General features: G+C 70.9%; 24 protein-coding genes. 18 read left to right on the top strand and 6 right to left on the bottom strand.

Annotated elements, in window-relative coordinates; all coding sequences use genetic code 11:
• Positions 1-107: 107 nt before the first annotated feature.
• The 18 genes from EF879_RS23370 to EF879_RS23290 all read left to right on the top strand — a co-directional run bounded on the left by EF879_RS23370 (position 108) and on the right by EF879_RS23290 (position 10,840).
• On the top strand, positions 108-377 hold the full coding sequence (locus EF879_RS23370; RefSeq protein ID WP_123562165.1) for a hypothetical protein: 270 nt from the start codon (positions 108-110) through the stop codon (positions 375-377).
• An 83-nt stretch (positions 378-460) separates the two neighbouring features.
• Positions 461-775: a hypothetical protein gene (locus tag EF879_RS23365; RefSeq protein WP_123562163.1), complete on the top strand. Its 315-nt coding sequence runs from the start codon at positions 461-463 to the stop codon at positions 773-775.
• A 58-nt stretch (positions 776-833) separates the two neighbouring features.
• Positions 834-1,199, top strand: coding sequence for a hypothetical protein (locus EF879_RS23360; RefSeq protein WP_123562161.1), 366 nt, complete (start codon positions 834-836; stop codon positions 1,197-1,199).
• Positions 1,200-1,208: 9 nt separating this feature from the next.
• On the top strand, positions 1,209-2,210 hold the full coding sequence (locus EF879_RS23355) for a DUF2637 domain-containing protein (RefSeq protein ID WP_148086525.1): 1,002 nt from the start codon (positions 1,209-1,211) through the stop codon (positions 2,208-2,210).
• A gap of 9 nt (positions 2,211-2,219) precedes the next feature.
• Positions 2,220-2,624: a hypothetical protein gene (locus tag EF879_RS23350; protein ID WP_123562157.1), complete on the top strand. Its 405-nt coding sequence runs from the start codon at positions 2,220-2,222 to the stop codon at positions 2,622-2,624.
• Between the two features lie 704 nt (positions 2,625-3,328).
• Positions 3,329-4,291, top strand: coding sequence for a recombinase family protein (locus EF879_RS23345; protein ID WP_123562155.1), 963 nt, complete (start codon positions 3,329-3,331; stop codon positions 4,289-4,291).
• Between the two features lie 158 nt (positions 4,292-4,449).
• Positions 4,450-4,665, top strand: a complete 216-nt coding sequence (locus EF879_RS23340) for a hypothetical protein (protein ID WP_123562153.1) — start codon at positions 4,450-4,452, stop codon at positions 4,663-4,665.
• Between the two features lie 102 nt (positions 4,666-4,767).
• A complete protein-coding gene (locus EF879_RS28670; RefSeq protein ID WP_158624268.1) occupies positions 4,768-5,751 on the top strand; it encodes a ParB/RepB/Spo0J family partition protein in 984 nt (327 codons plus the stop codon).
• Positions 5,752-5,905: 154 nt separating this feature from the next.
• A complete protein-coding gene (locus EF879_RS23330) occupies positions 5,906-6,085 on the top strand; it encodes a hypothetical protein (RefSeq protein ID WP_123562149.1) in 180 nt (59 codons plus the stop codon).
• 397 nt (positions 6,086-6,482) lie between these two features.
• Positions 6,483-6,650: a hypothetical protein gene (locus EF879_RS27365; protein ID WP_158624266.1), complete on the top strand. Its 168-nt coding sequence runs from the start codon at positions 6,483-6,485 to the stop codon at positions 6,648-6,650.
• 94 nt (positions 6,651-6,744) lie between these two features.
• A complete protein-coding gene (locus tag EF879_RS23325; protein ID WP_123562147.1) occupies positions 6,745-7,254 on the top strand; it encodes a hypothetical protein in 510 nt (169 codons plus the stop codon).
• Positions 7,251-7,493, top strand: a complete 243-nt coding sequence (locus EF879_RS23320) for a hypothetical protein (protein WP_123562145.1) — start codon at positions 7,251-7,253, stop codon at positions 7,491-7,493. Before EF879_RS23325 ends, EF879_RS23320 begins: the two co-directional genes overlap by 4 nt.
• A complete protein-coding gene (locus EF879_RS23315; RefSeq protein ID WP_123562143.1) occupies positions 7,490-7,765 on the top strand; it encodes a hypothetical protein in 276 nt (91 codons plus the stop codon). The genes EF879_RS23320 and EF879_RS23315 overlap by 4 nt, the downstream gene beginning before the upstream one ends.
• Positions 7,765-7,914, top strand: a complete 150-nt coding sequence (locus EF879_RS27360; protein WP_158624264.1) for a DUF6011 domain-containing protein — start codon at positions 7,765-7,767, stop codon at positions 7,912-7,914. Before EF879_RS23315 ends, EF879_RS27360 begins: the two co-directional genes overlap by 1 nt.
• The gene (locus EF879_RS23310) at positions 7,911-8,144 is read left to right on the top strand and encodes a hypothetical protein (protein WP_148086524.1); all 234 of its coding nucleotides are present in this window, start codon (positions 7,911-7,913) and stop codon (positions 8,142-8,144) included. The genes EF879_RS27360 and EF879_RS23310 overlap by 4 nt, the downstream gene beginning before the upstream one ends.
• A complete protein-coding gene (locus tag EF879_RS23305; RefSeq protein WP_123562139.1) occupies positions 8,145-8,549 on the top strand; it encodes a hypothetical protein in 405 nt (134 codons plus the stop codon).
• A 14-nt stretch (positions 8,550-8,563) separates the two neighbouring features.
• Positions 8,564-9,151: a hypothetical protein gene (locus EF879_RS23300; RefSeq protein ID WP_123562137.1), complete on the top strand. Its 588-nt coding sequence runs from the start codon at positions 8,564-8,566 to the stop codon at positions 9,149-9,151.
• A gap of 825 nt (positions 9,152-9,976) precedes the next feature.
• Positions 9,977-10,840, top strand: coding sequence for a hypothetical protein (locus EF879_RS23290; protein ID WP_123562133.1), 864 nt, complete (start codon positions 9,977-9,979; stop codon positions 10,838-10,840).
• Positions 10,841-10,996: 156 nt separating this feature from the next.
• Here the strand turns inward: EF879_RS23290 and EF879_RS23285 are convergent, their stop codons facing one another.
• The 6 genes from EF879_RS23285 to EF879_RS23260 all read right to left on the bottom strand — a co-directional run bounded on the left by EF879_RS23285 (position 10,997) and on the right by EF879_RS23260 (position 22,129).
• Positions 10,997-12,790 carry an Hsp70 family protein gene (locus EF879_RS23285; protein ID WP_158624262.1) on the bottom strand — a complete coding sequence of 598 codons (1,794 nt, stop codon included), beginning with the start codon at positions 12,788-12,790 and terminating at the stop codon, positions 10,997-10,999.
• 81 nt (positions 12,791-12,871) lie between these two features.
• The gene (locus EF879_RS23280) at positions 12,872-13,648 is read right to left on the bottom strand and encodes a hypothetical protein (RefSeq protein WP_123562129.1); all 777 of its coding nucleotides are present in this window, start codon (positions 13,646-13,648) and stop codon (positions 12,872-12,874) included.
• Between the two features lie 9 nt (positions 13,649-13,657).
• Positions 13,658-14,437, bottom strand: a complete 780-nt coding sequence (locus EF879_RS23275; protein ID WP_123562127.1) for a hypothetical protein — start codon at positions 14,435-14,437, stop codon at positions 13,658-13,660.
• A 70-nt stretch (positions 14,438-14,507) separates the two neighbouring features.
• A complete protein-coding gene (locus EF879_RS23270) occupies positions 14,508-15,653 on the bottom strand; it encodes a CdaR family transcriptional regulator (RefSeq protein ID WP_158624260.1) in 1,146 nt (381 codons plus the stop codon).
• A gap of 220 nt (positions 15,654-15,873) precedes the next feature.
• Positions 15,874-18,471: a rifamycin-inactivating phosphotransferase gene (rph, locus tag EF879_RS23265; protein ID WP_123562123.1), complete on the bottom strand. Its 2,598-nt coding sequence runs from the start codon at positions 18,469-18,471 to the stop codon at positions 15,874-15,876.
• Positions 18,472-19,195: 724 nt separating this feature from the next.
• Positions 19,196-22,129, bottom strand: a complete 2,934-nt coding sequence (locus tag EF879_RS23260) for a discoidin domain-containing protein (RefSeq protein WP_123562121.1) — start codon at positions 22,127-22,129, stop codon at positions 19,196-19,198.
• Between the last annotated feature and the right edge of the window lie 40 nt (positions 22,130-22,169).

Below are 22,169 nucleotides of genomic sequence, written 5' to 3'. Positions count from 1 at the left end.
TGCTACACGGCCCAAGATATACATAAAACCTGTACGCCAAGATCGCTTTTTGCCTACAATGTTTATGTACGCACCGCTCCCCTTCTCCCCCTAACAAGGAGGAAGTCATGCCCACCCACCAGGACGTCATCGAGCAGGCCCTGCTGGGCGCCATGCAGGAGGCCGACCTGGAGCTGGCCGCCGGCGAGATCGGCGGGCACCTTGCGGTCCTGCACGACGCGGAGGGCGCCCCGGTCGAGATCGACGAGGTCCTGACGCTCTCCAGCGCCGGCTTCATGACCTCGAACAGCGGCGTCGTGCTGCGGCTGAGCGACGGCAGCGAGTTCACCGTCGAGATCAAGGCGTACCGCGCGCCGCGCGGCGGCTGGAACCACTGAGCACCCCGGCGGGCGCGCTCGAGGAGCGCGCCCGCCACCCCTTCCCGACCTCAACCCACCCACCCTGCCTGGAGGTACCGACCATGACCGCCCCGACCGCCCCCGTCCTGCTCTGCACCCAGCGCATCGAGATCCCGACCATGAACGCCGAGTTCGTGCCCGAGCAGGACGGCGGCCCGTGCACCGAGCGGGGCGTCGCCAAGCTGACGATCGAGCACGACGGCGACCGCTGCGGGCACGACGGGCTGTGCCTCCTCGACCCGGAGACCGGCGAGGACATCGAGCCGTGGACGGAAGAGCAGTGGCTCTGCCGCCAACACCTGTGGGAGTACGAGCGGGCGGTCGTCGCCAGCTCCGCCGACGCGGGGCGCGGGGCCGAAACGCTCACCCTGCTCTGACCACCGACCGGGGCCGCCCGGAGCACCCGGGCGGCCTGCAACGCATTGGAGGAGAACTGTGGAGGACCCGTTCGCTCTGCCGGAAGCGCCGGCAGCGGCCGAGACGGTGGTGATCAAGCTGGCGCTGCGCGCCCTGGTCGTCGACGACGGCGGCGAGTACGAGGGCGCGCCCGCCAGCTGGTGCCGCGGCTGCCTCGCGGACATGGGCGGCCAGCGGGCGGTGAAGCTGGCCGGGCGGTGGATGCACGAGGCCTACGCCCGCACACGGCTCGACCCGGCTTACCCACGCGACGCCTGGCTCGTCATCGCCGAGCACCTGGCGGCATCGCCGAAGCGGCACAGCACGGCGACGCTGCGGGCGGCGCTGACGGCGCTGGCGGCGATGGCCCGTGACAGCGGCAACGCCGCGCCGGCAGCCGGGTAGGTGCCGGCAGTGGTTCACGTGGGGAAGGTGGCGGTGCCCAGCCGGCCCGGCAGCGATGAGTGGGGCGTCGCCTGGGTGGCGTTCGTTGCCGGCATTGCCGCCTCGCTGGCCGCGAACATCGCGCACGCCGACGTCAGCCTCGGCGCCAAGGCGATTGCCGGCTGGGCGCCGCTCGCCCTGTTGCTCTGTGCCGAGGTCGTCATGCGGGTGCCGGCACCGCGGTCGTGGATCCTGAGGACGGTGCGGCTGCTCGCCACCCTCGCCGTTGCCGGGGTCGCCGCGCTGGCGAGCTACCGGCACATGCGGGACCTGGCTCTGGAGTACGGCGAGGACTGGCTGACCGCGGCTACCCTGCCGCTGTCGGCCGACGGCCTGATCATCGTCGCGTCGATCGCGCTGTTCACGCTCGCCCAGGAGCGGCGGCGGGCTATCGCTGCCGAGGCCCTGGCGCTCCAGGCGGCGCCTCCAGGCGCGCCGGTGCCGCCGGTCGACGAGCCGGTGCCGGACCGGGTGGCGACGCCGCCGGGGGCCGATCGGCCCGCCCCGGCCGCGCCTGCCGTTGCCGACCCGCCAGCCGACCCGGTGCCGATGCCGTTGCCGGAGCCGCTGCCGGAGCCGGACCGGATGCCGTTGCCGGCGCCCGACCCGGTGGCGGAGCCGGCGCCCGAACCCGTGCCGTTGCCGGTGCCGGACCCGGAGCCGCCCGCCGCTGTGGCAGAGGCGCTGCCGCTGCCGGAGCCGGAGCCCCGGCCGGACGACGACCAGCTGCCGTTCGGCTTCGAGCCGGTGCTCTCCCGGCTGGATGCCGCGACGCGGCAGCTGTACGTGCGGGCGTACCGGCGGTACCTCGACTCGGTCGCCGCCGGCAGCCCCTTGACCGGCGCCAAGCTCGGCCAGCACTGCGGTCGCGGGGAGCGGTGGGGTCGCGACCGGATCGCGGAAGTCAAGGCGGCGCAGCAACGCGCTGCAGAAGCTAAGGAGCTGGCGGCGTCCGCCGCCGGCGGGATGTGAGGAGGAGACATGGTGTCCATGGCAATGGTGCAGGCAGAGTGGGCTGCCCGGTTCCGCGAGCACCCCTACGCCTGGGTCATCACCCGCGACCGAGACCACGAGCTGCACGGCACGTCGGAGTCCTCGGTCGGGATCAGCGGGCCGTCGCAGGCGACCGAGGAGATGGTCAAGCGCGCTCGGACGCAGGGGCGGCGCTTCCGGCTGCTCGACGAGGGCGACATCGACGAGAGCGCGATCCTCGACGGGAAGCCTGTCGACCCGGCGGAGCGGGGCGTGGTGTACGAGGGCCAGATCTGGACGCAGGACGAGCCGGGGTCGGACTCCGACTTCGGGCCACTGCGTGACTACGGGGAGCCGAACTACGGATGCGTCTCGATTCAGTACCTCGAGCGCGGCCGGTGGGTTTCGCTGTAGTGGCGCACCATACGGCCGCAATGGTTGAATGAGACCGGACTGACCGGCCTGCGCCGGTCGGGCCGTGGGGCGGGCTTGGTGGCTGTCGGGGGACGGACGCCTGGCCCGCCCCGAATGCCAACCCGGACGAAACATGAGCCCGGCGCCCCTTACGGGGACGCCGGGCTCATGTCATTGCGGGTAAGGGACAGTGCTGCGCCAGTCGATTACAGGCGGTGAGGAGCTGTAAGGTTGCCGACCAGTTTCCGGAAGGGTTCATACCTACCGTATGAGCTAACGGCACAGTGAGAGGGACACTGTGTGAGCAGGTCACATGTAGGTGTAGGTGGCACGGTGCCATCGCCCACTGCTACCGTATAGATGGCCCTAAGTGGTGTAAACACTGCGTAAGGTATGACACTGTGCAGCACTGCAACCAGCCTTGGCACGGTAACCTCACAGGCTGCTGCCAACCGGGGGTTGCCGGCAGCGGTTGGTTGCAGAGCACGTTGACCAGGGATGGAGCGTCGATGAGCGCGACGTGGAGCCTCTGCGGAGGGGCGGGTAGTACGGCGACAGTCCGCGACTGCGCCGTTGCTGCGCCAGACTCGCGTCGGCTGTCGATCATCCGGGCGGACGGGGCCGCCATAGATCGACGCCGAACTAGGCGTCGTTGAGCTTGTCCGAAAGCAGAGGCACTGCCGTCGTGGACCCAGGGGTCGGAGATGCGTTGCTACGGGTATGACGAGACGGGACGGCAGATCGTCCCTCACGAGGCGGCAATCATCCAGGAAGTGGTGAAGCGGCTGCTCGCCGGCGAGAGCATGCGATCCATCGTCGCGGACCTGCGTGCGCGCAATGTCACCACGTCAGCCTCGCGTCCGTGGACCCAGCAGTCGCTCAGCCGGCTGCTGAAGAACCCGCGGCTCGCGGGGCTCAAGACGTACCGCGGGGACGTCGTCGGCCCAGGCGAATGGCCAGCGATCATTGACGAGGCCACGCACAGGAAGCTCCTAGAGCTGCTCGACGACCCGGCGCGGAAGCAGCCGTACGCGACCAACGTGCGCAAGTACCTGTTGTCGGGCGGATTCCTGGTGTGCGGATTCCCCCTGCCTGACGGACAGGGAGGCACACGCCCGTGCGGCAAGACGCTCTACACCCAGCCCAGCAATAGTGGCAAGCGTGGATACGTGTGCCGATCGGGCAGCCCGAGCTACGGGTGTGGTCGAATCCGCATCGCGGCGGAACGCCTTGAGGAGGAGGTCACCGTGCGGGCACTGGCCCGCCTGGCGTCGCCGAAGGTGCGCGCCCGCCTGGAGGCGGCGGTTGGCGCCGCGGCCTCCGGCACGGAGCACATCACTGCGGCAGTGGAAGCCATCGGAGAGCGGCTGAAGGAGGCGGGGCAGGCGTACGCGCAGCGGCAGATCAGCATCGACACGCTCAAGGCGATCGAGGCTGAGGCTCGGCGCGAGCGGAAAGCCCTGCAGGAGAGTCTGGCCCAGGCGGAGCGGCTGCGGTCGCTGCCCGCGACGACGCCGGATGCCCTTGCGGCGTGGTGGGTTGATGCTCCGCTCGAGAGGCGGCGGGACATGTTGGCGCTAGTCCTCGACCGGATCGTCGTCAAGCCCGCAACGCGCGCCGGAGTGGCCCGTTTGGACACTGACCGGTTGGAGTTCGTCTGGAAATAGAACCGAAAGCACTACCAGCGTTGACCCACCAGAGGATTTGATCTGTCGCGGGTAGTCGTCCCAGGTTTACCATCAGCCACGTCTTGGGGCGCGTTATAGCCCGGTCCGGCTGTGGGATCACAGTCGGACCGCTAACGCATCTATCGGAGGCGGAGCTGGTGGATCGCGGCAAGAAGATCGAGGTACTGAGACTGGCGCAGAGGATTGCAGCGGAGCTGGAGTCCGGAAGGGTGGACGACGTCGACATGGATGATGAGACGGTGGCCCGCGTGGCCGCGATGCTCGCCCCGAGAACACCGATCCTCTACCGGCCGCCCCAGCTCAGGATCCCATCTCGACTCGTCAACCGGAAGCGTGCCCAGCTCACGGCCTAACAAACTCGCCAAGCTGTACATAAAACATTGACCGCAAGATCGTTCCTGGCATACAATGAACATGTACGACACACGTACACCGTTCACAGTGGAGGAACGATCGTGGTTGCCAAGAAGCCAGCCCTGAGGAACATCCCGGTCAGCAAGATCGAGCCGGACCCGGACCAGCCTCGCAAGCAGTTCACCGAGGAGGAGCTGGCCGAGCTGGCGCAGTCGATGCAGAAGATCGGCCAGCTCCAGCCGGTCGCGGTGCGCAAGACGAAGACCCCCGGCCGGTACCGCCTGGTCGTCGGCGAGCGGCGCTGGCGGGCCGCCCAGCAGGGCGGTATCGACGAGTTGGCCGCCATGGTGTGGGAGATGGACGACGAGGCAGCGTTCATCGCGCAGGTCGCCGAGAACGTCAACCGGCAGGACATGACGCCGATGGAAGAGGCCAACGCGTACCAGCGCCTCGCGGCGGCCGGCTGGGAGGTCGAGGCGATCGCCGAGCTGTTCGGCAAGAGCCAGCCGTACATCGGGTGGCGGATCGACCTGCTCGGCCTCGTTGACGAGGCGCAGGAGCTGGTGGCGAAGAGCCAGCTGCAGGTGGGCGTCGCCTGGTACGTGTGCAAGCTGTCGCCCGACCAGCAGCGGCGCTTCCTGGTGAAGTGGGCGCGGGCCGAGTTCTCGTCGGCGCGAGACGCCGAGGCGTTCGCGAAGGCGTGCAAGGCGGCCGAGGAGCAGGGCGGGTTCTTTCGGCTTGACGAGTCGGAGCACGACGAGGAGGCGCAGGAGAAGGTCGTCGCGGAGCGGAAGAAGGTCGTAAGCAAAATCGACCGGCTGGCCACCGCCGGCGAGATCCTGCAGGAACTGTCGCAGCTGAACCCGGTGGACCTGGCGCGGCTGCTCGCGGGCGCCGACGGCGGAGTGGGCGCCTACCGGCAGCGGGTGGACCACCTCAAGACGCTGGCGGGCAAGGTGTCGGCGAAGCTGCGCAAGGCCCAGGCGATCGCGGCGTCGGCGACGGTGGAGATCGACCCGGCCGTGGTGGTGGAAATGCCGGCCGAGCTGATCGACCTGACTCCGATGCCGGCCGCAGCCGAGTAGCCGCCGGCCGCTCCCGTGCGCCCCGCGTGCCACCGCACGCGGGGCGCACCTGTTGGCGGGGTGTACGGGCGCAGTGGTAGTGCGTATGCTCCCGACCTGTGGAGCCTGTTCACGTGGCGAAAGAGCCGGCCAGCCGTCTGAAGCGGACGGTCTGATGCCGGTGTTGGGCCCGATCGACCTGCCGCCCTGCGGCGTGTGCCGGCGGGCGAAGGTGCGGGTACGCCGACGCGAGGCGGATCCGGTGGTGCTGTGCCTGGCGTGCGACGGCGGGCCGCTCGTCGACCAGGCCCGCGCGCAGCTCAGCGAGCGGCAGCGCCGGGCGCTGAATCTGTGACCCGCCGGAGTGTTCGAGTGGCCGCAGCGACAACCCTGCTGGCGGTGCGGGGGCGATATCGCGGTGGTTCGGACTGGACCGCACAGCTGCCTGGTCATCGACGCCGACCCGCACCCGACGGGAGACGTGCGACTTCGGCGCGAGCCAGACGGCTGGACGGCGCGGGTCATGACGCTTGAGCAGTGGTACGTCTGGGCGGACGTACGTCGCGCACAGCCGTACCTGCCGGCCCGGACAGGTTTCGTCGTGACCTCGGTGTGTACGGTCGCATTTGCATAGAGACGCAGATATGCATACAATGTTTATGTACAACCTGCGTCTCCTGGCGGCCATCTGGGCGCGCGGTGTCGTCACGCTCATCTAGACGTGGCCGATCCCGCGCACGCCGACGGCACTGATGGAGGCGAAGCGGCGGGCACAGGCCGAGCTGTACTGGCAGGCGCGGCTGTCGAACGCGGTCCCGCTCGGGCCGGCGACCTACCGGGTCGCTTCTCGGGCGGTGTTCGACGACTACGCCGGACCAGCGCTCGTCGCGGAAGTACAGGCAGCGTTGCTGCCGATGTAGGAGACGGAACGACCGGGGAGGGGGCAACAGTGCCCGCAAGGTGTACGGCCGCAATGACATGCTGCGGACTACTACGCGCGAGAGGGGGCGTGGGATGAGTAGCGAGGACGTCATCCGCGAAGAGCAGGTCCGGTGGCTGCGGACGCAGCTGCCGACCTTCCTCAGCACTCGGGACGTGGCGACCATCGCGGTCGCCGCGACGGCCGAGGAAATCGGCCTGGATTTGTCCGACCACGACGTGCGGGCGCTGGCGCTCGCCGTAGTCGACGCAATCGAGAAGGGCACCGAGCTGCGCGGCATCGAGTTCGCGTACAGCGTCATCGACCGGGAGGTCAACGACACCTACCGGCACCTCATCGCCCCGGCGACGGCGAAGACGGCCGCTGACCCGCACCACGCCCCGGTTCTCTACGCACACCAGCAGTACGTGAGCGGCATGGCGACACTGCGCCGCCGCATCGGCGACGTCCTGCTTCGCGCCGGCAAGCAGTGGCTCGGCGCCGAGCCGCCGATCGTCGAGGCCCCGCCCGTCGTGCCGCTGGCCGCCCCGGCCGGAGCCGTCGAGGCCCGCGAGCGGGCCGCAGCCCGGGTGGCGGCGGCATGACCGTCGACCTGGAGGAGACCGACGCCGACCGGGCGTTCGAGGCGCGGCCGGGCTGCTGCGCCGACTGCGACGAGATGCTGGCCGAGGCTGGCGACCTGTCGGAGTACGAGCGGGAGCTGGCCCGGCGGCGGCGGACCGCCTGGCGGCGGGCCGTCGCGGTCGCGCGGTGGGTCGCCGAGGCCCGCCGGGCTCGGCTGCGCGCCCTGCACGTCGACTACCGGCGGCGGCGTGCCCGGTGAGCAACCCGGACAGCGAGGAGGTGCGGGCGCGGGCTCTGGCCCGGGCCCGCGCCTCCCGGCGCGAGTCGGGCGGCGAGGCGCCGCCCAGCCGGGAGCGGCCGGCGCCGACCGGCCCGGTCCGCGACCCGGCTCCGGTGCATGACGGCGTGGCGAAGCTGGCCACCCGCTACCTGCTCGACGGCTACCGGCCGGACGAGGTGGCGGAACGGCTCGGTGTCGACCGCGGATGGTGCCGGCGGATCGCCCGCCGGCTCAGTGGAGGAGGTGACTGATGCCCGATGAGGTGGCGGCCGACCAGGAGCCGATCGGGTGCGAGGACTGCGGGCGTCCACTGCGGACACCGAAGTCCCGCGCGGAGCGGATCGGTCCAAAGTGCGGCCGGCGGCGCCGCGAGGCGGCCGGGACGGCGGTGACGGCATGAGCGCGATGATCCGCATCGGCCACGGCCTGTACACCGCGGTGGTGACCGCGCAGGCGCATCTGCCCCTGCCGGCGCCGCCCGACAGCGGATCCGACGAGGTGGTGCAGCTGGAGCTGCTGACCATCACCGCCCCGCCCCGGGTCGTCGCGGCGGCGATGGATGCGCTGGCCGACCACCTCGAAGACCTGCTGTCCACCATCGCCAAGCTCTACGACACCCAAGGAGGGTGAATGCAGCTGTTCACGAGCCGCTACCAGCGGTTCCGGCCCAGCCAGGGCGCCCCGGTCCGCACGACCGTCGGCGCCCCGCGCTTCCAGCTCAACTACGAGCTGGCCGGCGAGGCGCGACTCTTGATGCCGAGCTACGCGATGCTCAAGCTCGCCGAGGAGCCGTACCGGGCCATCTACCGGGAGCGGCTGGAGGCCGCCGGCGTCGACGCGATCCGGCGGCAGCTCAAAGCGATCGCCGTCGCGGCCCACACCGATCGCCTGGTCCTGCTCTGCTTCTGCGACCTGTCGGCGCCCGCCCCGGACGGCTGGTGCCACCGGCGGATGTTCGCGCAGTGGTGGCAGGAGCGCACCGGCGAGGCGGTCCCGGAGCTGGCCGAGCAACCCGACCCGACCCTGTTCGACTGACCGAAGGAGTTCACGTGGAATCGACTCTCAACGTCCCGGCGCCCCCGCGGCCGCCGGGCGACATCGCCGACCTGCCCGCCGACCTGCGGCCGGGCGACGCCGGAGTGTTCTCCGGCGATTGGTTCGCGTACGACCACGACGGCGGCACCCGGTACGCGGCGGCGTTCGCCGGCACCCTCGTCAGCCGGGTGACCGGCTGGGCAGTGTGGGAGTGCACCCAGGCCGTTGCCCAGGACATCCTGGGCGAGCAGGAGCGGATGCACTGGACGGAGTATGAGCGGCTACGCGCCGACGGCATGCCCGCCGAGACGGCGAAGGCGCGTGTCGACGCAGGGCTGGCTGTGCTGTCGTGGGACGGCCCGGTGCTGGTCGTCGACGAAACACGGCTCGGCGGCACGGTCACGCGGATCGCCCCGGACGAGCGCGGAATGTACGTCGTCATGGGCGGCGTATGGTGCTGGACCGAGGTCCCCGCGCACCTCGTCGACGTGATCCACGGCGACGGCTCGCGGGTCTCCTGGAACGACCTGGGCGAGGATGCGAAGCGGGCGCTGGAAGGCGTCGTCGGCCCCGTGGCAGACGGTACGCCCTGCGGCGGCTGACTGTAGCCGTACAGCTGGGGGTCGGCGCGCCGCGCCGGCCCCTTCGCTTGGCCTAAGATCATCGGTGTTCCCGGCGGGAACACGGGCGGGAACAGAGAGCCACAAGCGGCCACAACGGGCCACGACTGGACACACGCTGACCTGCGCTCGTAGGATCGGCCCAGGTCAGCGGCCCGGTTTCGCGGGGTTCAAGTCCCCCCTCGGACACGGTTTCCCGGCATATCCGCGCGATGTGACACGCCGGTGACGACGGGGCGTTGACCCACCGTCCTGATCTCCCTGACCTCCCGGCGGCTGGCCGCGCGGCGTACTCCCGAGTTGTCCAGCGCCGATGCGGAATGGCGGCGGCCGAGCGCGATGGCTGCCGCGCCCGGCGGTCGGACGTTCCCGCCACCGGTCTCCGTGCACCGCAGCCCTGGCACGCCGGCGGTGACCGTAGCGTCCCCGACCGGGGAGGCGTCTTCCGCCGGCGGCATCACCCGGCAGCGCGCCGCGTCCTCCGCGGCACCGCCGTGCGACACCACCCGGCCAGCAACCACGTCTCACTACGCGCGACCGCGACCGACACGGCCGGCACCACCGCCGGGCAGACCACCATCAGTGCCTACCGACTGCGATGAGCCGAGGCGGCCTGGGGTACGTCCCCCGACGGGTCGCCCAGCGAGCGGCCCGGATCGCGACCCCGGACGGTACCGGTCGCGCCGGGGAGGCGGCGTTCCCGACGCTGGCCATGTGCGAGAAATGTACGGCCCGCCGCCCACCCTTCCAGGCACAGGGATCATCGTGTCCGCACCGGTGACCGGTGTGGACCGGAGGGGAGGAAAGATGCCTCGGATCCTGGTCACGGCTCTGGCAGCCGTACTCGTCCTGGCAGCGGCGCCGACCGGGGGCGCCAGACCGGCGGTCGCCGCCGACGCCGTGCCGGAGGCCACGACCTCACTGCACTACACGAACAACATCGGGTTCGACCCGGCGCCGCGGGACGTCGGCTTCAACCTGTGGGACCTGGGCCCGTACCCGGAGGAGGTCAACGCGCTGCCGGCCGGTCACCGCGCTCTCATCTGGGTGGGCGGGGACTACAGCCAGTGCACCTCCGAGTACACCGACGCCGAGTTCAACGCCCTGGTCGACAGCCTCGCCGACAACCCCAAGGTCTTCGGCTGGTACCTCTGGGACGAGCCGGACCTGGCCCGGTGCCCGACGCTGCTCTCGCTGATCAGCAAGCGGGCCGCCTACATCCGTACCCGGACGGGCGGAGCGCAGAAGTCGTTCGTCGTGTCGGGAGGCGGGGACGGTGAGGCGGCGCCGGCCGCCCTCGCACCGGCCCGCTCCGGGGTGGACCTGATCGGGCTCGACCCCTACCCGTGCCGGATCGGTGAGGCCTGCGAGTACGGGCTGATCGACCAGGCGGTCCAGCAGACGCTCGCCAACGGTATCCCCCGCTCCGCGATCGTGCCGGTCTACCAGGTGTTCGGTCAGACCTGCGCGAGCGTGCCGACGACAAACCGCAAGTGGCGGCTCCCCACCGCCGCCGAGATGGACCAGATCTTCGCCCGGTGGGATGCCCTGGTGCCCAATCCGGTCTTCGACATCGCCTACAGCTGGGGCGTGCAGCCGGAGTGGGCCTGCCCCAGCCTCGCCGGCAGCACCACCCTGCAGAGCCGGTTCGCCCAGCGGTTCGCCTCCTGACCCGCGTACCGCAGCTGCGGACGCGGGGACGCCTCGGTCCCCGCGTCCGCGCGATCCGGTGTCACCGGGCCCGCCGTCTGGTCCCGCTCATGAGGAGCGACACACAGGACGACGCACAGAACGGTGCCCGGTGTCCCGGATACCGGAGCAGCCCGCTCACGCGTCGGTGTCGGGGTCGTCGCTCACCCGCTTCGCCGTCACCATCTGCGCGGAGTTCCAGATCGCCAACGAGTCACCGGAACACCGGTAGTCCAGCGACCCGTCCGTCTCCGGAAGGGACGCGTCGTTGACCACCTCGCCATCGACTCGGCCGATCAGACGGCCGCTGGCACGGACATCCCGAAGGGTGAGTGTGCCGTTCTCCGTCGTCGCGGTGCCCTCGATCCAGCCACTGACGACGACCTCGTACCCCCGACCCGACTCCTCGCCGGTCCAGGTCGTGCTGTCGCCGTAGTCGAGCATCACCCTGCCGGTTGGCCAGAACCGGTATACGACGCCGGGCCCCGTCCGCCGGACAGCCGGTCCCTCACCCCGACCCTCGAGCACACTGTGGGTCTCCTGCCAGGTGCCGATCAGGCAGGTGTCGATGGAGCGCGCCACCGTCCCAGTGCCGTCGCCCTCGTCGCCCGCCGAGCGGCCGTCGGGCGGGTCGCGCAGGAGCGGCAGCGCCACGACCGCCGCGCCGACAGCCAGAACCAGCCCACCGGAGATCGCGAGCCGCCGGCGCCAGACACGGATGTCGGGTCGGGCGGAGCCGGTCTGCCCCGTCTGTCCGGACGCCGGCGCCGGTGCGGAAGCCGGGGACGGTGACGGCTTGGGACTCTGGGGCACCGGTGCCGGCCCCGGCCTACCCCGGTCGGGCTCACCAACGTGCAGGCTGCCCTCGGCCACCACGAGTTGCGGCTGCTCCACCGTGACCGGCGGGATCCCCAGGCCGCGGTGCAACAGGGTGGTCACCAGGGGGATTCGGCTCGCTCCGCCGACCAGGTACAGCCCGACCAGGTCGACGGCCCGCACACCGGCGTCGCGCAGGACGGCGGAGGCGACCTCGACGGTCCGGGCGAGGATGGGCTCGGCCAGCTCCTCCAGCAGCTCGCGTCCGAACGGCACGTCGTCGTTGACGATCGGCACGTGCACCAGCACGCTGGTAGACCGGGACAGGATCTCCTTGCCGGCCCGTACGTCGTCCCAGAGAATCCGGCTCAGCCGCTGGGCTTCCGGATCCGCGGGCTGGCTCAACCGGGCCCAGGCCGCCGCATCCCGACCGGCGTAGATCGTCCCGAGGTACGCCACCATCGCGGCGTCGATGTCCAGTCCTCCGACGTCGGCGAGCCCACCGGTGGCGAGCACCTCGAAACCCCCGACCGTACGGCGTACCACCGAGACGTCGAGGGTGCCGGCGCCGAGGTCGTACACCATCAGGGACGCGCCGACCGGCACGGCACCACCCCGTACCGCCACGAAGTGGCTCGCGGCGGCGACCGGCTCGGGCACCAGCGACACCTCGGGAAAGACGGCACTGCCCGCGGCGAGCAGGATGTTCCGGCGGGCCGTTCCCCAGGCGGCCGGATAGGTCACCACGGCGGATGGAATCGGGGCGCCCGCCGTCCGCGCCGCCTCCTCCGCCACCCGGCCGAGCACCGCGGCGATCAGCTCCGGCACCGGCACGGCCGACGGCACACCTCCGGCGGATGCGGGACCGAACAGGACGGCAGCGTCGTCGATACACCGCTTCGGGTGCGGCTCGAAACGCTCCGGATGTGACCGGGCCGCGTGCACGGCCGGCTGCCCGACCGAGATGCGGCCGTCGGGCTCGACGAACACGGCCGAGGGCAGTAGCGGCGAACCGTCGAAGAGCAGGGGTCGGACCCGTCCGTCCGGCCAGCGGAGCGCCGCCACGGTGTTCGACGTGCCGAAGTCAACGCCCAACCGGAAGCCGCGCGAGACCACCCGGCCATGATAGGGAGGCATCACGGATGGCCGTCCCGGCCGCACGGCGTCGACCGAGACCGTACGACCGGGACGGACGGGTCAGACCCCCAACGAGCGGAGTCGGGGTAGGGCGGACACGGCGGCGGGACGGCTGGTGTTGCGGGTGGCGATGTGCTCGGCCTGGGCACGGGAGGGTTCGGCCGGGGCGACGACCCACGCGGACTCACCCCGGTCCCCGTTGTAGGCGACGCACTCCCACCACTTCTCCCGGGGAAAGCCCGGTTCCTTGGCGCCCCTCTTCACACACGTCGGGGTGAGTTTGGCGACGACCGCCTCGTAGCTGCGGATCTGGTCCTGGATGACCAGGTTGATGCCGTTGGTCAGGCCGGCGCGGCCGCGGGCGGCGACCACGATGGCGAACAGCGCGGGCAGGACGTGGCCGATGTTGTCGACCGCCTGTGGCGTCTGCACGGTGGTGACGTACGCGGTCGCCAGTGTGGCGCAACCGGTCGCGTCCCGCGCCCAGAGCTGCCGCACCGTGTTCGACATGTTCTCGATGTCGGCGACATCGATGGTGTGCTGGCGGGCGCAGGCCTGCACCTCGGCGCTGGCGATCAGTTCGGTGTGGGCGATGATGTCGGCCTTCGCGGCCTCGACGGCGGCGACGACCTGCTGGACGGCCTCCCGCAGCGAGGGGTCCTCGGAACTGCCGCCGCCCAGCAGGTGCCCGGCGACCGCGACCACGAGGCCGGTCCAGTCGAACGCCATCGCCGACGCCTGGCCGGTGCGCGGCGCGGCCTGGGCGGCGGTGGGGACCACCGTGACCACGACGGCGAGTCCGGCGGCGAGCAGGCAGGTACGCAGTCGGTGTCTCACGTCTCTCTCCTACTGTCCCTGTCCGGCGAGGATGCGTCTGGCCGCCGCCCAGCTGGAGTTTCTGGCGGCTTCGAGCTTGAGCTCTTCCAGGTTGACCGGGCCGCTGTGCCAGGTGTTGCCGACCATGTGGTCGATGCCGTAGGCCTTCTCTCCGTTGGCCGCCTCGCACTCGTAGCGGATGAAGATCTGGCCCGGAATGGGTTCGGGGTCGCTGAAGCTCCGGCAGGTCGGCTCCAGGTCGGCCACGATCGCCCGGTTGAGATCGCGGTACCTGGCCTCGATCTCGCTGAGGCCGCCGGTCCAGCCGGCGTCGGTACGCGCGGTCAGCGTGATCGGGTAGAGCACCTGCGCGGCGAGGCCGATCTGGTCCTTGGCCTTTCTCCCGACCACCTCGTACTTGCTGGCCGCGTTCTGGGCATAGTGACCGACGTCCAGGGCGAAGGTCTCCAGGAGGATCTCGTTGTCCCGGATGGCGTGGTAGTCGAGCATGTCGATCCTGACGGCCGCGGCCTGCCCCAGCACCTCGGCGGCCTCGATGCCGTCCACGTGCGCGATGACCTCGTTCTCGAGGCCGGTGAGCGCCCCGGTCACGATCCGGACGAACTCGACGATCTGCTCCGGCGTCGCGCCGCCCGACCGGTAGACGTTCCAGGCGATCAGGGCCGCGTCCACGATCGGATCGCTGATGCCGCCGTCGGTGTCGGCCCGCGCCGGCTGTGCCGCCCCGGGCAGCAGCATCGCGGACGCGACGGCGACCGCCGCGATGCCACGGACGAGCTTTCTCCCCATGGCGGGCAGTGTGGCGGGGCCGGACGAGGCGCGTCTTCGTGACGAGGACGCAAGTCTGCCGGGCCGTTTGTCAGTCTGCGTAGCGGTCCGCGGCGAGCGTCCGCGCGACGGCCGTACTCAGCAGCCGGACACCCACGGTCGAGCCGGGATCGATACCGGTGACCTCGCGCACGCGGCGCAGCCGGTAGTCCAGCGTGCGCGGGTGGATGTGCAGCGCGGCGGCGGTGCTCGTGCGGTTCATGTCGTTGGCGTAGTAGGCCCGCAGCGTCGCCACCAGGTCGGGACCGGTGGCCAGCGCCCGCGCGTAGCTGCGCAACCACCCGTCGACCGCCGGTGTACGCGCCACCGCCATCTCCACGAACAGGTCCGCGATCGCCGGTAACCGCTCCGGAGGATCCTGCGGCGGTGCCACCCGGCTCGCCTCGCGGGCCCACGTCAGCGTCCTGGCCAACCCGCCCACCGGTCCCTCCGCCGAGCCGACGCCGCAGGGCTGTCCGATCAGGGCCGTCGCACGCCGTACCCACCGCAGGATCTCCACCTCCGCCACATCGGCGGGCGCGAGCACGGCGACCTCGTCGGCGGCGAGCCAGGACACCGGGATCCGGTCCACGGCGAGCGCGGCGACCACCTCGGACCGCGTCTCCGGAGTCACCGGTCGTGCCGTGGTCAACACGACGATGCGGTACCGCCCGGTACGGCGCAGGTCGGCGACGAACGGCGCCACCGGCTCGTCGGCGAGCAGGGCGCGGGCCAGAATCTCCAGCCGCGTCGGCAACACCCGCGCGGCACCCACGCCGCAGGTGTAACCCCGCAGGTAGGCACTGCGGGCGCGGACACCCTGGGTACCGAGCCAGCCGACGATCCGCAGCAGGTCGGTGACGTCCTCGGGACGGGCCAGATCGTGCACCTCGCGCACCATCAGGGCGGTGTGCAGGCCGATCACCTGCTGCTGGGAGGAGACCGACAGTCCCACCTCGGCCCGCTGGCGGCCGACCGCGGCGATGTCGGCCAGGTCCTTCTCGGTCAGCGGCCGTCCGGCCAGGGCGAGATCGAGCGATCGGCGCCGGATGAGGACGGCGAAGTCGTACACCCCGATCTGCTCGTCGGTGCCGGGCGCCATCGCCTGGTACTCGCTGACCTCGTGGCGGTACGTCTCGACCGCGTGCCGCGCGTTGACCTCGACCCGCTCATGCAGGGCGTCGAACAGTGCACCCATCGTTGCGGTTCCTCCCCGTCGCGGACGCCTCGGGCGGTGACGGTTGGGGGATCGCCACGTCATCGACCGTAACAGATATCTCAGGTCACCCTGACGATGGAGGAAACCCTCCCGGCGGCTGGATCGGCGTCACCGAACCGGCCGCCACGACGAGCGGCTCTCGTGCCGCACGGAGCCGGGCGCGACGCGACCGTGGTCGTGCGTCCCCTCCGCCGAACCGTCAGTCGGACAGGATCTCGACGTACCCGTCGGTGCCGTGTACGCGGATCCGCTGTCCATCGGAGATCAGTCGCGTAGCGTTCACCACGCCGACGACGGCCGGCAGGCCGTACTCCCGTGCGATCACCGCCCCGTGGGTCATCATCCCTCCGGCCTCCGTCACCAGGCCTGAGGCGGTGACGAAGACGGGCGTCCAGCTGGGGTCCGTATACGCCGTCACGAGGATGTCACCGGGTTCGAGATCGGCCTGGGCCATGTCCAGGAGGACCCGGGCCCGCCCCTCGACGGTCCCGGCGGAGACCGGGAGGCCGATCAGCGCACCGGCCGGCACGCCGTCACGTCGGTACGCCCCGACGATGACCTCGCCCTCGGAGGTGAGCACCCGGGGCGGCGTGAGCGCCTGGTACGACCTGAACTCGTCCTTGCGTCGTTGGATGAGCTGGTTGTCGACGTGGTGGGTACGCACGACGTCGTGGAGCTCATCGAACCTGAGATAGAAGATGTCCTCCCTGTCGCGGAGCACGGCCGCCTGCACCAGGCGCTCGGCCTCCCCCAGCAGGGCCCGCTTGTAGACGAAGTACCGGCTGACCATGTGGTACTTCGGATACTCGCGGTAGCCGATGAAGGTCCGCAGTCGATCGATCATCCGCTTCGTCTCGTCGGCCTTCCGCTCGCCGTCCGGTAGGGCCCGCACGCGCGTCAGGAGCTCCTGTTCCTTCGTCCACGCCTCCTGCCGACGCTGCGCGAACAGCCGCTGACCGGCGCCGGGCTCGAAGCTCCTGATGGTGGTGAGGAGCGTCGGTACGAGCATGCGGGGGCGTTCGCTCCACCGCGGTCGCGTGATGTCGATCTCACCGACGCCGCGCATGCCGTACCGGTCGAGCCAGGCCCGGATGGCGTCGCGGGCTTCCCGCCCGCCCCGGAGCCTGGGCAGATCGTCGAGGAAGCCATCGTCCTCGACCTGCTCCAGGAAGGCCACCACCTCGGGATACGGACGGATCGCGTCGGCGACGTCCAGCAGCGCCAACCCCATCTCGGACGTGACGTTGTGGGGGGCGGACTGCGTGAGGGTGTCGGCCGGGTTCTTCTCGCCCAGCCACGCCCGCAGGTGATCGTTGAGCCACCAGGTGGCCTCTATCCCCGCCATGACCGCCTGGTGACTCAGCGGATCGAACAGGATGCGCCTCAGCTCCGCGATGTCCGCGCGGATGGTGTCGAGGAGCGCCGGTCCGGACATGGTCCGGGTGGTGGCTTCCAGGGCGGCGAGGGAAGCCTGGCTGCGCGCGACCAACTCGGCGACGATGGCCGGATCCGTCTCGATCGGGGCCGGAGCCTCGCCCGCCGGCGTGCCGGGACCGTCGTCGGGGAGCGACGGGACACCGTCGTCGCGTTCGAGGACGGTCCGCAACGCGTCGCCGATCAGCGGATCGGATCGTCCCAGGGTATCCAGGAGTTTCGCGCGGCGCGTGGGCGAGGCCAACATCGCGGTGACGTCGACGAACAGCCGCCCACCGGCCTCGCGCATCGGCGCGGGGGTCGTCAGCTGCCAGAGGGAGAGCCCCAGGGGCTTCATGGCGTCGGTCATCATCTGCTGATGACCGACGGAGACGTAGACGTGCTTCTCCTGGTCGTCGGCTTCCGGGATCGGAAACAGCGTGGTGATCGGTCGGCTCTGAACAATCTGGAAATCACCGTCGACCAGGCACCATTCGATGTCCTGGGGATGGTCGAAGTGCGCCTCGATCCGCCGGCCCAGCTGCACGAGCCGCACGACCTGCGCATCCGTCAGCGCGGGCCGCTCCTGCCGTTCCGGGGCGATCACGACGTCCCGCGTTCCGCCGTCGGGCAGGGCGTGCACGGCACGTTGCTTGGCGACGACGGTCCTGGCGATGACCGCGCCGTCGCGTACCGTGAACACGTCCGGGTTCACCAGACCGGAGACCAGGGCCTCGCCGAGGCCGAAGCTGGCCTCCACCACGGCGGTCCTGCGGTGGGACGTGACCGGGTCGGCCGTGAAGAGTACGCCGGCCGCCTCTGGAAAGACCATCTGCTGCACGACCACGGCCAGCTGCACCGTACGGTGGTCGATGCCGCTGCGCTGGCGGTAGGTAACGGCCCGCTCGGTGAACAGCGAGCCCCAACATCGGCGGACGTGGTCGAGGATCGATGCCGGCCCCACGACGTTCAGGTACGTGTCCTGCTGGCCGGCGAACGAGGCCGTCGGCGTGTCCTCCGCCGTCGCGCTGGATCGGACCGCGTAGGCGACGTGCTCGCCGAGCTGGGCGAGGGCGTGGGTGATCGCCGCCGCGAGGTCGTCGGGGACGGTGACTCCCTCGATGGTCCGGCGGATCTCCGCGCTGATCGTGCGGACCGCCTCGCGGTCATCCGTGGTCAGGCGCGACAGCTCGGTGAGCCGATCGTCGATCGACGGCGCCTCCGCCATGATTCGCCGGTAGGCGTGCGTCGTCACGCAGAAGCCGACCGGGACGCGAATCCCCTCGACCCGACACAGCTCCCCCAGATTCGCGCCCTTACCGCCGACGAGCGCGACCTGGGTCCTGTCGATCTCGTGAAGGCTCCGCACGTACGGCTCGGTCACTGCGACGCCTCCGGGGCGGCGGTGCTCCGCACCGCACCGGTCGGTTGCGGCACCGACCTCCCACGCCGAGTCGCACCGCTGGTCGGGCGCATTCGCATCGCATCGCCTCTCTCACTGAGGAGTCGCATCGCCTATCCCTCCGAGGCGTCGGCTGGCCGACGCCGGAACATCGGAACGCCTTCGGGAGGTCAGCTCCCACCGGAACAACACCGGGCGTCCGTCATCGCGGGGCAGGCCGATGCCGGCCATCCGGACACGTCGTGGCGAGGACGGTAGGGGTCCTCCACCTCAGCCGCCGCGTGGCGCCGGTCGCACCGTCCGGGGGATCACTCGACTACCGGCCAGGTCACGTCCCACCACGGATGCCGACCGCCCGGTTCCGCCACACCCTGCGCGACAAGCCGCGCGTCCGACTGCGCCGGCGGGCGCATCGACGGCCCGATCGCCCGCACCCACACCGCCGATCCCACCCCGAGTCACCGCGCCCCCTCCATCGACGACGACACATGCCGATCGTGCCCGCGTTTCCGCAGGCCGTGGCCTCGGCCGACGATTCTCCGGCACGACCGTGGCCTTGCCGCAAGCCCCGGGTTCTGGTATAGGTTGGGATTGGCGGGGAGTGATTTTCTTCCTCCTTGTGGCGCCCTTCCCTCGTCCTTTCCGCATCACCCTTCTCATGTCGCCCGTTGCGGGCCCGATCGGCGTCGGTGGCGGTGGGAACGCGTCAACCGGCGTGCGCGATGGCGATCTCCGCGGCTGACACGTGACCGTTGACCCCGGCGCGTGCAGTCAGTCTGACGTACCGTGCCCGCGTCGCGTCCCACTCGGCGACCTTCGTGGTGTCGTCACCCGCCCAGGTCGCCTCGGCGACGGTGGTGAAGGTGGAGCCGTCGGTGCTCACCGCGATCGTGTAGTCGGTGACGATGCCGTTGGCGTTGCCGTCCTGCCGCGGCTGGTACAGCAACGCGAGGGTGTCGTAGGTCGCGCCGAGGTCGAGCGTGATCGACTGCGGCGGAGGCGTGTACGGGCTCCACGACTGGTGCCACATCGTCGCACAGTCCCCGTCGATCGCCTTCCCCGCGTCGTATCCCGCCTGCTGGCTGGTCGCCGTCGCGGTCATCGTCGACGGCGGCACGAGATGCGGGAAACGCGGTACGGGGTTGGCCGGCGGCTCGCCCTCGCCGAGAGAGGGCAGCCGCGTCCGCGACACGGCGACCTCGGCCGCCATCGCGGCCGCCGGGCAGCCGCTGACCTCGGTCGCCTCCAGGCGCACGTACCTCGCACGGACCGGAACCGGCAGCGGTGCCGTCTTCGTGGCCGGGGTGTCCGCCCAGTGCCCACGCACCGCCTCCGTGAACTCCCGCCCGTCCCGGCTCGTGGACACGGTGTATCCGGTGATCCCGCCGGCCGTCGCGGTGACCGCCGGGGTGTAAGCGAGGCCGGCGACGGTGGTGACCTTCCCGAGGTCGAGGGTGAGCGCCTGCGGCAGCGGCGCGACCGGCGCCACCTGCGATCGCCAGCTCGACCACAGGTGGTCGTCGATCGCGTGCCGGGCGGGATAGTAGTGCCCGAAGTCGTTCGCCGTGTGTTCGCTGGTCGCCGTCGCGGTCATCGTCGAGTGCGGGATGAAGACCGGCCACGGCCCGGTCGGCACCACCCGCAGGTTGTCGAACTGGGCGCGCTGCCAGCCGCCCACCCGCAGTCCCACCTGCCCGGTGGTGTGGTCGGCGTCCGCCACGGTGGTCAGGACGGTCCCGTCCAGCAGCGCCGTGATCCGCTCGCCCCTGAACCGGAGGCCGAGCCGGTGCCAGGTGCCGGTCCCGAGCGTGGGTACCGCGCCGCTGGCCAGCGTTCGGGTGCGGCTCCGGACGTCCTCGGTGAACAGCGACCAGGTGCCGGTGTCGGCGACCCGCAGGTGGTAGCCGGCGGCGTTGTGCTGCTGGCTGTCCACCCGGCCGAGCAGCTCGACGTGCCCGGGCTGGTCGAGGAGGGCGTCGACGCTGACCTCGTAATCGCCCCACCACCGTGGATCACCGACCATGGTCGTCGGCGGCAGGTTCGTGTCGTGCCAGGCGAGTGGCGGCCGGGTGACCTGCTGTTCGTAACAGGTGCCGTCCCGGTCGCCGGCGCACGGCACCGCCTCGAACGCGCCGTGTACGTCGGCCACGTAGCGCGCGAGGCCGAATCGGGTACGCTCGAAGTCCTCGCGGTACGGAAGCGCGAGCTGGGTGCCCGGGTCGGCATCCGACGCGGCCGACCCCTTGGCCTGGCCGGTGGTCGTCGAGATCGTGTAGAGACGACCGGGCTCGACGGTGAGCTCATAGACTCCGTCGACCGGTGTGATGCTGCCCTGCCGGATGAAGTCGTCGTCGGTGCTCGCCGTCGTCAGGTCGGTGGTCCAGACCGACACCGGGCCGGTGGAGAGCCCGCCCGACACCTCGAACCGCATCGTCTCCGGCCCGACGGAGTCAAGAGTCTCGATCACGACGGTGTAGTCGCCGCTGGCCGGCGCCCTCAGAACGACGTGGCTCGCACCCGCGCCGCTGTACCCGCTCGCCCCGTCCAGGTATCGCCAACCCGGATCGGTGAACTGGGTGGTGTGCGCGTCGACCCAGACGCTCGGCCCCACCTCGTAGGAGCCCGACCACGGCCGCTCCGCCAGGATCAGGCCGGTGCCGCCGATCGGGAAGTTGTCGTACCAGGCCGAGATCAGCGCCCAGTTGAGGTTCCCGGTGATCCGCGCGTCGATGTAGTGCCGGTTCATGGCCCGGGCCAGCGGCTGCGCGCCCACGTCGTAGTCCTGCGTACTGTTCTCGCTGTCCCACAGTGGCTTGCCCGTGGCCAGCGCCGCCTCGCTCACGTGGCACGTCCGCTGCAGCGTCCGCCACTCGCACACGTCGTGCTCGCCGAGGATGTCGATCGCGGCGTCGAGTTCGGGGTCGGCGGCGATCTGCGGTGCCGCGAACCAGTAGTCCGGCGGGCTGTGGTTGTCCGTCGCCACGATCCGTACGTCCGCGAAGCCAGCCGCGTCCAGTGCCCGACGGAGCTCGACGGACACGTCGCGGTTGAAGCCGCTCTCGTTCGCCGCGCCGAGGTAGTCGATGTCGAAGCCGTTCTGTCGGGCGCATTCCAGCCATGTCAGGAGGTAGTCGACCCGGTCTGTGGACCAGTAGCCACCGTCGAACCAGCCCGGTGCTCCCCACGGCAGACCGTAGAACCTGATGGCGGGGTTGCGTTCCCGTGCCTCGGCCATCAGCCACCACTCGTAGCCGCGGTGGCAGTCAACCTCGTCGGGGGTCCGAAGGTGGCTGGGTTCGGCCCCCACCGTGGCGTCGACGTCGGCGCCGATCTCGACCTTGAGGATGTCGAGGGCGGCACCATAGTTCGGTCGGAAGAGGTAGTCGAGGATCTGCTCCCGTTCCGGCGCCGGGTAGTCGAGCAGCAGCCGGGAGGAGCCACCGGCACTGACCCCACCCACGCCGTCGAACGTCCGACCGGTGTCCGTACCGTCGACGCTGATCGTGTGGACGGCGGCGTCTGCGGTCGACGCCTCGGTCGGTGTCGGCGCCACCGGCGGGAGTGCCGCCACGGTGAGCGAGAGCGCGCCCGCCACCAGCCGGAGCCCGGTGGTACTCCCCATCGACCGGGTCAGGTGCACCGGTACCTCCTCATCGGATCGGTTCGCTCGCCGCTGGGCG

Origin of the sequence: Micromonospora sp. HM5-17, from assembly GCF_003762835.1 — a bacterium.
GTDB lineage: Bacteria > Actinomycetota > Actinomycetes > Mycobacteriales > Micromonosporaceae > Plantactinospora.
The sequence above is the reverse complement of the archived record's forward strand: the minus strand, read 5'-3'. Positions and strand labels throughout refer to the sequence as shown.

Bases quoted from the DNA above. Each gene is read 5' to 3' on its own strand.
- EF879_RS23290 (WP_123562133.1), top strand. From the start codon at position 9,977: ATGCCTCGGATCCTGGTCACGGCTCTGGCAGCCGTACTCGTCCTGGCA.
- EF879_RS23345 (WP_123562155.1), top strand. From the start codon at position 3,329: ATGCGTTGCTACGGGTATGACGAGACGGGACGGCAGATCGTCCCTCAC.
- EF879_RS23310 (WP_148086524.1), top strand. From the start codon at position 7,911: ATGAGCGCGATGATCCGCATCGGCCACGGCCTGTACACCGCGGTGGTG.
- EF879_RS23350 (WP_123562157.1), top strand. From the start codon at position 2,220: ATGGTGTCCATGGCAATGGTGCAGGCAGAGTGGGCTGCCCGGTTCCGC.
- EF879_RS23305 (WP_123562139.1), top strand. From the start codon at position 8,145: ATGCAGCTGTTCACGAGCCGCTACCAGCGGTTCCGGCCCAGCCAGGGC.
- EF879_RS23275 (WP_123562127.1), bottom strand. From the start codon at position 14,437: ATGGGGAGAAAGCTCGTCCGTGGCATCGCGGCGGTCGCCGTCGCGTCC.
- EF879_RS23370 (WP_123562165.1), top strand. From the start codon at position 108: ATGCCCACCCACCAGGACGTCATCGAGCAGGCCCTGCTGGGCGCCATG.
- EF879_RS23270 (WP_158624260.1), bottom strand. From the start codon at position 15,653: ATGGGTGCACTGTTCGACGCCCTGCATGAGCGGGTCGAGGTCAACGCG.
- EF879_RS27360 (WP_158624264.1), top strand. From the start codon at position 7,765: ATGCCCGATGAGGTGGCGGCCGACCAGGAGCCGATCGGGTGCGAGGAC.
- EF879_RS27365 (WP_158624266.1), top strand. From the start codon at position 6,483: ATGGAGGCGAAGCGGCGGGCACAGGCCGAGCTGTACTGGCAGGCGCGG.
- EF879_RS23320 (WP_123562145.1), top strand. From the start codon at position 7,251: ATGACCGTCGACCTGGAGGAGACCGACGCCGACCGGGCGTTCGAGGCG.
- EF879_RS23325 (WP_123562147.1), top strand. From the start codon at position 6,745: ATGAGTAGCGAGGACGTCATCCGCGAAGAGCAGGTCCGGTGGCTGCGG.
- EF879_RS23330 (WP_123562149.1), top strand. From the start codon at position 5,906: ATGCCGGTGTTGGGCCCGATCGACCTGCCGCCCTGCGGCGTGTGCCGG.
- EF879_RS23365 (WP_123562163.1), top strand. From the start codon at position 461: ATGACCGCCCCGACCGCCCCCGTCCTGCTCTGCACCCAGCGCATCGAG.